At 44.3% G+C, this 13,300-nt stretch carries 9 protein-coding genes; 5 read left to right on the top strand and 4 right to left on the bottom strand.

Annotated features, from left to right (window positions below; all coding sequences use genetic code 11):
* Positions 1–13: 13 nt before the first annotated feature.
* Entirely contained in the window at positions 14–3,388 is a 3,375-nt protein-coding gene (locus tag B5D26_RS08455) for an ATP-binding protein (RefSeq protein WP_078745301.1), read from the bottom strand.
* Positions 3,389–3,922: 534 nt separating this feature from the next.
* Entirely contained in the window at positions 3,923–4,279 is a 357-nt protein-coding gene (locus B5D26_RS08445; protein WP_078745299.1) for a hypothetical protein, read from the bottom strand.
* 718 nt (positions 4,280–4,997) lie between these two features.
* Between B5D26_RS08445 and B5D26_RS08440 the strand changes: the two genes are divergently transcribed.
* From B5D26_RS08440 to B5D26_RS08420, 5 genes are all read left to right on the top strand, one after another.
* A complete protein-coding gene (locus B5D26_RS08440; RefSeq protein ID WP_078745298.1) occupies positions 4,998–6,011 on the top strand; it encodes an amino acid ABC transporter substrate-binding protein in 1,014 nt (337 codons plus the stop codon).
* Between the two features lie 66 nt (positions 6,012–6,077).
* Positions 6,078–7,274, top strand: a complete 1,197-nt coding sequence (locus B5D26_RS08435; protein ID WP_078745297.1) for an amino acid ABC transporter permease — start codon at positions 6,078–6,080, stop codon at positions 7,272–7,274.
* A 44-nt stretch (positions 7,275–7,318) separates the two neighbouring features.
* Complete coding sequence (locus tag B5D26_RS08430; protein ID WP_078745359.1) at positions 7,319–8,404, top strand: amino acid ABC transporter permease; 1,086 nt, start codon at positions 7,319–7,321, stop codon at positions 8,402–8,404.
* A gap of 83 nt (positions 8,405–8,487) precedes the next feature.
* A complete protein-coding gene (locus B5D26_RS08425; RefSeq protein ID WP_159445628.1) occupies positions 8,488–9,216 on the top strand; it encodes an amino acid ABC transporter ATP-binding protein in 729 nt (242 codons plus the stop codon).
* A gap of 190 nt (positions 9,217–9,406) precedes the next feature.
* Positions 9,407–10,741 carry an SLC13 family permease gene (locus tag B5D26_RS08420; protein ID WP_234985251.1) on the top strand — a complete coding sequence of 445 codons (1,335 nt, stop codon included), beginning with the start codon at positions 9,407–9,409 and terminating at the stop codon, positions 10,739–10,741.
* Positions 10,742–10,800: 59 nt separating this feature from the next.
* On the opposite strand, the gene B5D26_RS08415 is transcribed toward B5D26_RS08420, so the two are convergent.
* Together B5D26_RS08415 and B5D26_RS08410 are read right to left on the bottom strand one after the other, a co-directional pair.
* Entirely contained in the window at positions 10,801–11,685 is an 885-nt protein-coding gene (locus B5D26_RS08415; RefSeq protein WP_078745294.1) for a ribose-phosphate pyrophosphokinase, read from the bottom strand.
* Positions 11,682–13,205, bottom strand: coding sequence for a thymidine phosphorylase family protein (locus B5D26_RS08410; protein ID WP_078745293.1), 1,524 nt, complete (start codon positions 13,203–13,205; stop codon positions 11,682–11,684). The genes B5D26_RS08415 and B5D26_RS08410 overlap by 4 nt, the downstream gene beginning before the upstream one ends.
* Between the last annotated feature and the right edge of the window lie 95 nt (positions 13,206–13,300).

Genomic DNA, 13,300 nt, shown 5'->3' with positions numbered 1-13,300 from the left:
AGGCATTGAATGGCTAAATCTCAAAGAAAGTGGTGTCACTAAAATCATCCAATTCACGAACATCCAACGGAATTTGGATGTACAGCGTCAGTCCCTCTCCTTCACGGCTTTCTGCTTTGATATGGCCTCTTAGTTTTCGAGTAACCAAGTTGTAGATGATATGTGCACCTAGGCCGCTGCCACCTTTGCCTCTGGCTGTGGTCACAAAAGGCTCAAAGATACGGCCCAAAATTTCTTTGGGCACACCTTTACCATTGTCGCTAAAAGTAAGATTAAGCTCAGACTCACTCAATAAATTTATGGTGATATTAACTTTATTATCAGGGCTGTATTGCTCACGCGCATTAAAACCATGATCAATCGCATTAGTAATCATATTGGTGATAACTTGTGCTAGCGCCCCCGGATAACTGAACATGACGATGTTTTCTGGACAATTCACTTCAACCTGCACATTAGATAAAACAGGCTTAAGAGAAGCAATTAGGTCTTGAATATATTGATCTAAAATAAATTCGCGTAAGTCTTCAGCAGACTGATCCACCGCAACCTGCTTAAATGTACGCACAAGCTCTGCGGCACGTTGCAAGTTAGACAGCACAAGACTATTGCTCTCTTGAGAGAGATCTAAATAGTCCTCTAAGTCGCTGCGAGTTAGGCTTTCTGCTTCAATTTTCAAGATAAGATCTGTAGTGGCTTGCAACATCGCAGAGGCCGCAGTCACGCCAATGCCAACAGGGGTATTGATCTCATGTGCGACTCCTGCCACTAAACTACCAAGAGACGCCATTTTTTCCGCTTCAATTAACTGGTCCTGTGTTGCTTTTAAGTTCTGCAACGTCTTTTGTAATGCACTATTACTCTCTTCTAAACGCTGAGTACGTAGCTTAACCTTCTCTTCCAGAGCTTGATTAAATCGTAATAATTGATCTTCACTCGCTTTTCGATCTGAAATATCGGTTGAAACACCGCCTGAGGCGATCACTTCATTTTGATCATTGAAGATAGGAAACTTCATCGAGATATAAGTGTGTATGCCATCAATATGATGAGCAACCTCTTCACTTTCTTGAGGCTGTTTTGAGGCGACTACAGCCAGATCATTGGCTTGAAAAAGACGGGCCGACTCTTCTGAAAAAATATCGAAATCGTTTTTGCCAATCACTTCATTGAGAGGGAGGTTAAATATTCTACAAAACTCTCGATTGACCAGCAGATAGCGCCCTTCCAAGTCTTTCATATAAATAACAGACGGCGCATGATCTAGAATAGCTTGCAGCCGATGTTCTGTTTCAATACGGGCACTTTCTGCTTTAGCCCTTTCAGACATCTGCTCCTTCAATAACTGAATAGTTTCAGCTTGTTCTTCCGAATGGCGCACAATAAGGTTTTCACGTTCTTGGTAATAACTGATTTTGGCTTGTAGTTCATGAGGGGATATATTGAGTTGATTTAGAATATCCGTGTATAAGTTACGAATCGCCTCTTGCTCTGATTGCGTGATTAAATTGACACGACTCAACGCTTTATAGGCTGAAGCTGCACCGATGGAGCCTGATAAACGGTGACTAATCTCTTTATGAAAGCGGTTAAGATCCATCAATGTGACATAGCTTTGTTCACTTAGCCCTAAGCTCTCTAAGGCTTGTTGCAATAACTCTTGTGCCTCATGATGTTGTAAATACTCTTCTAGCAGTGCTTTTACTAAACCAATTTTATTGGGTAAAAAGATATTGTGTGGCAACTCAATAGAAGGTTGCTCACTGATCTCTTGCTGTAGCACCTCGGTGAACTCTTGATTGTAATCATGTTCCTCCTGATTACCGGGGAAAAGTAATGAGAAAAACAGGTAACCGGTCACATTGAAGATCAGCGTCCAAATTACCCCGTGGCTGATAGAGTCTAGCCCCTCTAAGCCCATAAAAGCCTCAGGATTTAGCCAACTGGTCATGATTTGGCTTTGTAACCATGGAAACGTCAGCCAGCCACTTTTCATTAACGCAGGCAATAGCAGGGTATAGCACCACATCAAAAAGCCCAGCAACAAACCTGTAAAAGCACCAACCTTGCTGGCTTTGCGCCAGAACAACCCACCTAAGGCCGCAGGCGCAAACTGTAAAACAGCCACAAAAGATAAAATTCCCATGCTGGCTAACATATACGACTCACCCACGTGAGCGTTGAATTGATAGCTAATAAAAAGAAACAGAGCAACAGCTAACCAGCGCAGTTTTAATAGATGACGGCGCAACCATTTTAAACCGGGGGTAACCTCTAAAACAGGCAGTAACAAGTGATTAGTGAACATCACCGACATACTCATCGCACTGATTACGATCATGCCCATTGCCGCAGAAAAACCACCAATAAACACAAACAAGCTCAGCCAAGGGCTGTTGGTTTGTAGCGGTAATAGCAAAACGAAAGTATCAGCCTGTTGAGGAGAATAGCCCATAATCAGTCCGCCAAGACTAATGGGAATCACGAATAGTAAAATCAAAAACAGGTAAAAAGGTAAGCCCCACTGCGCGGTTCTTACATGGTTGGGATCTGAGTTTTCTACAACGGCCAAGTGAAACTGACGGGGTAAAAAGAAGATGGCAGAGGCTGAAATAAGCAGGTAACAGATCCATTGCACAAAAGTGGGTGTAGATTGATAACCTTGGAATCTGGCTTCGGTTTGCCTGAGCGCTTCTGCTTGAGAAAATATATCGCCAAAACCATCGAATAGCCCATAAGTTACTAATAATCCAGCACAAATAAAGGCCAAGAGCTTAACTAAACTTTCAAGCGCCATCGCCAAAACTACCCCAGGGTGACGCTCTGTGGTATCTAAATGGCGCAGGCCAAAAAGAATGGTAAACAACACCATAAAGCTGGCGCTTCCGATGGGAATCCACTCATTCATAACACTGGCTGAGTTCTGGCTGATTAACTCAAAGCTGTTATTAATTGCTTTTAACTGCAAGGCGATATAAGGCATCACACCTACAACGGCCATAATAGAGACAAGTGCAGCGATGCTCTGCGAGCGGAAATATCGAGCGGATAAAAAATCGGCAATACTCGTGACGCGATAGAGGTTTTTTACTGCAATCATGCGCCGCAATAGAACGGAGCTGAAAAAGAAAGCAAGAATAGATCCCCAGAAAATAGCAAGATAAAGCCCACCCGACAAAGATGCACTGCCCACAATACCGAAATAAGTCCAAGAGGTGCAATAAACAGAAAGTGACAGCGTATACACCCAACGGCTATGGGTTAGGTTCATCCACCTAGAACCTTGCTCTGCTTGAGCACCCCACCATGCAATGCCTAACAGCAACAGCAAATACGCCGCCAAGAATATAAATAACATACTCTGGCCGATCCCTGTATCAGCAATCATTCAGGCTCTCCATTTTGAAACATCTGCAATACAAATACAGCTAAACTCTATAGCAGCTATTCATTACGCATCAAAAACAGCAACAAAACCGTGATTAACCAAACAGCACAGATAATAAAAAATGAAACTGCTAAAGGTATCTGCCCCTGATTAAACACAGGCCAAGAGATTGCTAAGAACATCAATGCCAAGAAAAAAAGTTTCAGTTCAGGGTGTTTGAAAAGGTATTTTAGTTTCATTTTATTATCAACTTATTCAACAACAGAGAATCAAGGCCAAGAGTAGGTGTATAAAGGAAAAAAGATACCTGCAAGTGACAAAGAAATACCCTGTTTTATTTTCAGCATAGACCAAAGTACAGCGCGGTCGCATAAGTAAATATCTGAGGTGTTGAATACGCTTTTTAGACGCATAAAAAAACCCAGCCTTGGCTGGGTTGCACTCTTGTCTGGCAGAGGGAAGGAGTTAGAACAGACAAGAGTCAAAAGTCGCTAAGAAAACACTCAAAGAGAGCATTCAAGAAGAACAACAAGCTTAGCGTGCAAAAACTTTTGGTAGATGCTGATCAATCAGTTCTTTGGCTTCTGTCAGGGTATCTAGTGTTGCTAAATATTGGCTATTGGCTTTGACCTGCCATTCGCAGAAGAAGCTATAGTTAGCTTCAAATGCTGCAACAGGATCTGTTTTACCTATTAACGCAGCCCAATGTTTACTTAGAGCCTCTGTATTTTCAGTGAAAAATTGGTTCTGTTGCTGCACAAACTTTTCAGCAACTTTGACTTCTGAAGTGGCAAAGCTGCTCATCGCTTCGATAGGCTGCCAGTTTGTTGCATCGTTCATTGTTTTCAAAGTGTTTTGAAAATCAGATAACCATTTATCGAAAAAGCTCATTGTTGCCTCCATGATCCTAGTTAGGGATCTTTTGCCAAAGTTTTTGCAGTGCACAATCTATGATTGATAATATAGTGCAGTGCACAAAAAATTGTCAAATACTTTTTGTTCGCAGGTGCAGCATTTTGCTTGAAAGGCTATTTTTAGGGTTAGATGTTTAATCAGCGTTTGATTAGAAAAGAGGGTAGACATAGAGGAAAAAGATGAATGGTTCGTGCTTTCTACTCAGATGACTATCGTTAAACACATACATACCTTGGGTAAAAGCATGAGGACTCTTAGCAGAAAGCCACTGTATTAACATTGGTAAAGGTCGGGCTAATTTAGAGTGCAATACAAAACGCTATTAGCCAAAAGTGTTACTTGTTGCACTATCCTAGGGCGTATACGAAAACAATGTAACTTTAAGTGTCATGAATAACCCTGCAATTATTTATATTTGTTTTGACTAATTAACATGCCTCTCTCTATTTTATCCATAAAGTTTACAGCATATAAAAAGAGCAAAGCTCTTATCAGCACTGTATTTGGCATAAAAATATTCTATGGTCTACAGTTAAAAACAGTAAGTAACCAGCTGTGATATTAAGCATTTACTCTAATTGGAACGGTATTTGCTTTTAGTTTGTTGACTGATTGGTTCTACCCATTTTTGACTGGTACGAAGGTGTTAACTCTAAAAGAGCGCACTCTAATCAATACAAGAGGATTAATAATAATGAAGAAGATAAGTCTAATGGCTGCATCAGCAGCAATGGCACTAAGCTTCACAGGTTTGGCACAGGCAGCAGGAACTCTGGATAGCGTTAAAGAGCGCGGTTATGTTCAGTGTGGTGTAACAACAGGTCTTCCGGGCTATTCAAACCCTGATGACAAAGGTAATTGGACAGGGATGGATGTTGACGTTTGTCGAGCTGTAGCAGCCGCTACTTTGGGTGCTGCTGATAAAGTTAAATATATTCCTCTTAATGCTAAAGAACGTTTTACAGCACTGCAATCTGGTGAGATTGATATGCTGTCTCGTGTTACCACTTGGACGCTTACCCGTGATGGTTCACTGGGCGTTAACTTTACAGGTGTGACTTATTACGACGGCCAGGGTTTTCTAATCAGCAAAAAGCTGGGTGTAAAAAGCGCACTTGAGCTAGACGGTGCATCTGTTTGTATTCAAGCAGGTACTACAACCGAGCTAAACGCAGCAGATTATTTCCGTGAAAACAAAATGACCTTTGAGCCTGTGGTATTTGATACCTCTGACCAAACCGTAAAAGGCTTTGAGTCAGGTCGTTGTGACGTTTTAACCTCTGACCAGTCTCAGCTTTATGCAATGCGTATTAAGCTTTCAAATCCAAGCAATGCAGTAGTTCTACCAGAAATCATTTCAAAAGAACCGCTAGGCCCATTGGTTCGCCAGGGTGATGATGAGTGGTTCAATATTGTTAAATGGTCTCTGTATGCAATGATCAACGCAGAAGAGATGGGCTTAACCTCTAAGAACATCGACAAAATGATGACCAAAGGTAACCCTAATATTGATCGTTTTGCAGGTAAGGGCATCACTTCTGGCTTAGGTATCAGCGGTGACTGGGCCTATCAAATTGTGAAACAAGTGGGTAACTATGGTGAAGCATTTGACCGTAACCTAGGTAACGGCTCTCCATTGAAAATTGAACGTGGTCTGAATGCACTGTGGAATAAAGGCGGCTTACAGTACGCCCCACCAATGCGCTAAGCCCTAAGCAACAGGCGGTGTAAACCGCCTGTTTGCATTTCAGTAGTTTAATTGGGAGGTTTCTCTATGCAGTCAGATGCCAAAAAGTCGCCGTCAGCCCCTAGCACTAAGACGCGCTTCTGGCATGATCCGGCTAAACGAGCACTGGTTTTCCAGATTTTGCTGGTTTTAGGTGTGTTCGCGGTGCTCTGGTTTATTGTCCAGAATACTTTGCACAATCTTGAAAGTCGGGGCATCACAACAGGTTTTGCCTTTTTGTCTCAAGAGGCAGGTTTCGGCATTATCCAATCCCTTGTTGAATATTCAGAGTCTAGCAGCTACGGGCAAACCTTTTTGGTCGGCTTGCTTAATACTATTTTGGTTTCAGCATTGGGCATATTTTTTGCCACTGTTTTGGGCTTTATTATCGGTGTTGCTCGATTATCGAATAACTGGCTCGTTGCAAAGTTAGCTTCAGCCTATGTTGAGATCTTTCGCAATATTCCGCTATTGTTACAGATTTTCTTCTGGTATTTCGCGGTATTGCGTGCACTGCCTTCGCCACGTCAGAGCTTTCAACCTTTTGACAATGTGTTTCTGAATGTACGTGGTTTGTTTATGCCCCAGCCAATGCCTCAGCAAGGGTTTGAGTTGGTTTGGTGGGCATTGCTAATCGCAATTGCAGGGTCTGTTGTTTTGGCGCGTTGGTCAAAAAAACGCCAAGATGCAACAGGGCAGCTATTCCCTGTTTATAAAACTGCGTTGGCTTTAATCATTGGCTTACCTTTAATCGTATTTTGGTTATCTGGTAGCCCACTGACTTGGGATGAGCCTGCTTTACGTGGTTTTAACTTTCGCGGAGGTATGACAATTATCCCTGAGCTTGCAGCTCTTCTAGTTGCACTCAGCATCTATACAGCGGCATTTATTGCCGAGATTGTGCGTTCAGGTATTCAAGCCGTATCTAAAGGTCAAACTGAGGCCGCCAGTGCTTTAGGTCTAAGTAAAGCTAAGGTTTTACGCTTGGTGGTGATCCCTCAGTCGGTACGTGTGATTATTCCGCCGTTAACCAGTCAATATCTTAATTTGATTAAGAACTCCTCTCTTGCCACTGCAATTGGCTATCCTGATTTGGTTTCAGTCTTTGCAGGCACCACCTTGAATCAAACGGGGCAGGCGATTGAAGTAATCTTTATGACGATGCTGGTTTATCTGACATTGAGTTTGTTGGTTTCAGCCTTTATGAACTGGTTTAACACGCGCATGGCGCTGGTTGAGCGTTAACAGGAGAAATAATTGTGAGCAATTTGAGCAAAGTCAGACACGACATGCTACCTAATCTGCCACCTCCTGCCAGTAGCGTAGGGGTGATAGGTTGGATGCGTGCTAATCTATTTTCGAATATCACCAATAGTGTACTCACACTCTTTGCACTGTATTTACTTTACATTTTACTGACGCCAACTATTAGCTGGGTGTTTATCAACTCAGATTGGACTGGCTCTAGTCGAGATGCCTGTACCTCTGGCGGTGCTTGTTGGGTATTTGTAGCCAATCGTTTCGATCAGTTTATGTATGGATTTTATCCAGAGGCTGAAATTTGGCGCATTAACCTTACCTTCTTACTGTTAGTTGCTCAGGTGCTGTGGCTGATGCTACCGAACCTGCCCTATAAGGGGATGGTTGCAGCAGTGGTGCTATTGGTATTCCCAATACTGGCGTACTTCTTACTATACGGTGGTAGCTTTGGCCTAGAGGTGGTGGAAACTCATAAATGGGGTGGCCTCTCACTGACTTTAGTGCTGGCGATTGTGGGAATTGTGGCAGCGCTGCCTTTTGGTGTCTTACTGGCACTTGGCCGTCGCTCAGAGATGCCTATAGTTAAAAGCTTTTGTGTGGTTTACATCGAGTTTTGGCGCGGTATTCCACTGATTACCGTGTTATTCATGGCCTCTGTGATGCTGCCACTGTTTGTCCCCGAAGAGATGAACTTTGACAAGCTGCTACGCGCTATGATCGGCATCGTGATGTTCCAATCTGCTTATATGGCGGAGGTGGTTCGGGGTGGTTTGCAAGCAATTCCAAAAGGACAGTATGAAGCCGCTCAGGCATTGGGTTTGAACTATTGGAAAATGATGGTTTTTGTCGTCTTACCGCAAGCGTTGAAACTGATGATTCCCGGTATTGTGAACACCTTTATTGCACTGTTTAAAGATACCAGTTTGGTGCTTATCATCGGTTTATTTGATCTATTGGCAATTGTTCAGGCAGGTTTAACCGACCCTAAATGGCTAGGGTTCTCCGTTGAAGGTTATGCCTTTGTTGCTTTTGTGTTCTGGGTATTCTGTTTTGGCATGTCTAAATACAGTCAGCATCTTGAAAACCGCTTCCACACGGGTCACGGCTCCCGTTAACCCAGACAGATTTTGGAGACATTTTAATAATGACAACTAATACAACAAACTCTGCTGCTGCGCGCGAGCTGAACGATGAGCTAATGGTGGAGCTGCGCGGTGTTAACAAATGGTATGGTCAGTTTCATGTTTTAAAAGATGTGAATCTTGAGGTGCGTAAAGGCGAGCGTATCGTAATTTGTGGCCCTTCAGGCTCCGGCAAATCAACGACTATTCGCTGCATTAACCGTTTAGAAGAGCACCAAAAAGGCGACATCATCGTCGGTGGTACAACATTGAACAACGACCTTAAAAATATCGAAACTATTCGTCGCGAAGTGGGAATGGTGTTTCAGCACTTTAACCTATTTCCTCATTTAACCGTGTTGGAGAACTGCTGTTTGGCACCGATTTGGGTGCGTAAGATTCCGCGTAAAGAGGCGGAAGCTATGGCGATGAAGTATCTTGAACGAGTAAAAATTCAGGATCAGGCGCTGAAGTTTCCCGGTCAGCTTTCAGGTGGTCAACAACAGCGTGTGGCTATTGCCCGTAGTTTATGCATGAATCCTCAGGTGATGCTGTTTGATGAGCCTACATCAGCACTTGACCCTGAGATGATCAAGGAAGTGTTAGACGTAATGATTGAGCTGGCACAAGAAGGGATGACCATGATCTGTGTAACTCATGAGATGGGCTTTGCCAAAACAGTGGCAGACCGAGTGATCTTCATGGATAAGGGGCAGATTATTGAAGAAAATGACCCTCATAACTTCTTCAATCATCCTCAATCTGAGCGTACACAGTTGTTCTTGAGCCAAATTCTGCAACATTAATCTGATACTGTTGGTCTTTAAGCTCTAAACCCGCCATCAGCCAATCGTGCAAAGACTCTGGTGGCGGGTTTTCTTCTTGGCTTGCTTGTCAGCCGTCAATCTATCACTGCCTCCTGCTATGCTAAAATTGCTCACAATGGCTTGCGTTTGCAAGCGTAATCTCAATACGCTATGACAGATGGAGATTAGTGTGCAGCGAACGCAGCTTACCTTTTTACTTTCTGTGCTGGTCGGACTAGGCATTTACTTTGGTTTAGATCTTGATACCAATCTGCGCCTAGGTTTAGCGATGCTGGCGGCCATTGCATTGCTTTGGATGACAGAGACTTTTCACATCACGGTTACGGCGCTGTTGGTGCCAATTCTGGCGGTGGTACTGGGCATTTTCTCCGTTGCTGAGGCGATGAAGAACTTTGCGAATCCTATTATTTTCCTATTTCTAGGGGGCTTTGCCCTTGCTGCGGCACTGCATAAACAATCGCTAGATGAGCGTATAGCGGGATTGGTCTTACGGATTGCCAAAGGGCGGATGTGGTTGGCAACTGTTCTGCTTTTTGCAACGGCGGCTTTTGTTTCTATGTGGATTTCGAACACCGCGACAACTGCGATGATGCTACCTTTGGCTTTAGGGATGCTCGCCCGTTTGCCTTATGAACATAATCAGCGTACCTATTGGTTCCTACTACTAGGCATCGCTTACTCTGCCAATATTGGTGGTATAGGCACGCTAGTGGGTAGCCCGCCAAATGCCATTGCAGCTGCTGCGGTGGGGATTGGTTTTGCGGATTGGATGAAGGTGGGTGTCCCTGCCGTTTTGCTGATGCAGCCTACGATGTTGGGTATTCTTTGGTGGGTACTTCGTCCCAATTTGTCGCATACCTTTGATTTACAGGAAAAACGCCAAACGATGGGGTTACAGCAATGGCTCACGTTAGCGGTGTTTACAATCACGGTTCTACTGTGGCTGTTCAGTGCCCCTGTCTCAAGCAGTTTAGGCATTGAAAAAGGGTTTGACGCCATTGTTGCGCTATTGGCGATTGTTCTGCTATGTGCTTTAAAACTGGTGAGCTGGAAGGATATTGAACAATCGGCAGATTGGGGGGTGTTACTGCTCTTTGGTGGGGGCTTAACCCTATCGGCCATTTTGAAAACAACAGGGGCTAGTGTTTTCCTTGCAGAGTCGATTAATCAGCTATTAGACGGTGCGCCTTTGCTGCTGTTTATGCTCGCCATCACGGCCTTTGTGGTGATGCTGACCGAAATTGCCAGTAATACAGCCAGTAGCGCTCTGCTAGTGCCTATATTTGTCTCAATTGCGCAAGCCATGGGGCTGTCGCCTGTTGTATTGGCTTCGGTCATTGCGATTTCGGCCTCCTGTGCCTTTATGTTGCCTGTTGCTACGCCACCCAATGCGATTGTGTTTGGCTCAGGCTATGTACCACAGGGACAGATGATGCGGACGGGGATTTATCTGAATATTGCTATGATTATCTTGATTGCATTTGCAGCTTGGAGCTTACTCTAAGGTGTTGAGGTCAAAGTTTTGGCTAGTTTGAGACAACCTTCAAACTAGCCAATATAGGTTTACAGATAATGGCCAATCGCTTGAGCCAGTGCTGGGGCAATATCAATGGCGTTGCTGGGGTGATTGACGGTGTTGCAGGTGATTACTTGGGCCGTATGTGCCAATAACATCTGGTCATAGGCGTTTTCAGCAAATAGTCCATGAGTGCCAATACAGATAACAGGTTTCATACCTGCATTGCCTAGATGTTGGATGGTTTCTAACATTGTGCGGCCACTGGAGATAATGTCATCCAGCAATATAGGGGTGTGTTGCTGGTAGCGCTCGACATGGGGCAATGAAACGGTTACATCCCAATCACCGTGACGCTCTTTCAGCAACACTTCAAAAGGTGCAGCGGCTAAATGAGCAACCTCAGCCACCCACTGTTCACTTTCACTATCAGGGCCTATCAGCAAAGGGTTAGGCACATGTTGTTTAATCCACAGCGCAACACTTTCTGCCGAAGCAACAACTTGGTTCGGAATGCTATAGATCTCATCTAAACGGTCGTAACGGTGCAGATGAGGATCTACTGTAATGAGTGCATCAAAACTGCGTGAAATCAGAGCGGCAAAATGGCGAGAGGTAATGCACTCTCCTGGCTTAAAGCGCTTATCTTGACGCATATAGGCTAAGTAAGGCGCGACTAAGAGCACCTTTTTTGCCCCCATCTCTTTTAAGGTTTCTGCCAAGTAAACCAAAGGCAAAAACTTTTCATTAGGCTGATATAAGGTACAAAGCACAATTACTTGTGCGCCATGTACAGGGGTTACCACTTGTAGGTAAGACTCACCGTCAGGGAATTGACGTTGGCTCAACTCACCTAGAGTGGCATCAAGTTGTTGGCACAAACTGTTGGCGATTGTGCTGCCGTCGTTCAGATCAAAAAGAATCGGTTTCATGGCGTTATCTTAATAATGTCAGGTCTGTCGGTCAGAAATTCGATGGCATAATTCAGCGCCCCAGGACTTTCTGCATGTATGACCAGTAAAGGGTCTCCGATACGGATCGAATGGCCGAGTTTCACTTCTAAGGTGACGCCTGCGGCAAGGTCTTCCGGTGCGCCAGCAAGCTTAGCGAGTTTGGCTAAGTTACGGTTATCAATAGCGCTTACAACACCATTTAAGGGGCTGCACCAAGAGTATTGATAGTGTGCAACCGTTGGTTTTTTAAAACCGCCTTGTCCTTCACAAATTTTGAAAAATTTATCCCAAGCTGCGCCTGTTATTAGAGTGTGCTCTGCCTTTCTCAATCCTTGGCCTTGTGGCGCTAAACCTGCCATTTCTAGCACTTTCCCTGCTAGTAATAAGGATCTTTCACGTAGATCTTGCGGTGCATCCGCTTGGTTTTTAAGCACCTTGATAATATCTTGTGCTTCTAACGCTGGGCCAATACCACGGCCAACAGGTTGGCTGCCATCGGTGCAGATCACCTCTACAGTTAAGCCAAGGGCTTTGCCTGTGGTCATTAACAGATCAGATAGTAGCTCTGCATCAGCTTGTGAGCGTACTTTGGCAGTGGGGCCAATAGGGATATCAATTAGGACGTGGCTGGAGCCAGCAGCGATTTTTTTAGATAAAACAGAGGCGACCATTTGGCCTTCGCTGTCTAAGTCTAGCTCGCGCTCTGCTCTAATCAAAATATCATCAGCAGGGCTAAGGTGAACAGAGCCTCCCCAAGCTAAGCAGCCGCCCTCTTGTTGCACCACTTGTTTTAATACAGGTAGGTCTAACTCAACCTCTGTCATAGTGCTCATAGTGTCTGCTGTACCTGCCGGAGAGGTAATCGCACGGGAGGAGGTTTTAGGCATCACGCCCCCGCAGGCGGTAACGATACTCACCACAATAGGCGTTGTCCTATTACCGGGCAAACCACCAACACAGTGCTTATCCACTACGGGGCTGGTATGCCAGTCTAAGCGATCGCCTGCATGTAACATGGCGCGAGTTAGGCTGATAATCTCTTCTTGATCAAGATTTTTACCTGCACAGGCTGTAATAAACGTTGCCAGATGTACGTCTGAGTATCTCCCCGCGACAATGTCAGAGACGATGCTGTCCATTTGGTTATCATTTAAATGATGACCATAAACCTTATGGCGTAGATGGCTAAGAGACTGAATGGGCTTGGGATGGCAAACATGCACAATGCTGCGCTCAGGGGCTTTAAGCAAATGTGCGGCAGAAAGTGATAAGCCTATTTCACCAGAGGCTAGAATATCACTGTCTACAATATTTAAAGAGGCAATGATTGTGGCCTGTTCACTGCTAATCTGCACTCTTGATGCGCTGGCAAAACCTTCCGCTTTGCAAACGTGACTATTACGGCGCAGATAGACCGTAGGCTGTTGATGTGTATCGATTCCTAAATAACGGATGACCAGAGGAAAGGGCTGGTTTTCAGTATCAATTACAGCTGTCATATGTAGAATCTGTGACTTAGGATGAAACTTCATCTTAGTCTCAGAATTATAGATAAACAATCGCCAGATCAAGCAGTTGTATTATTTATTACAGT

The organism is Oceanospirillum multiglobuliferum (assembly GCF_900167095.1).
GTDB lineage: Bacteria > Pseudomonadota > Gammaproteobacteria > Pseudomonadales > Halomonadaceae > Oceanospirillum > Oceanospirillum multiglobuliferum.
Note: the sequence above shows the minus strand (reverse complement) of the source record. Positions and strands in the feature narration are given on the sequence as shown.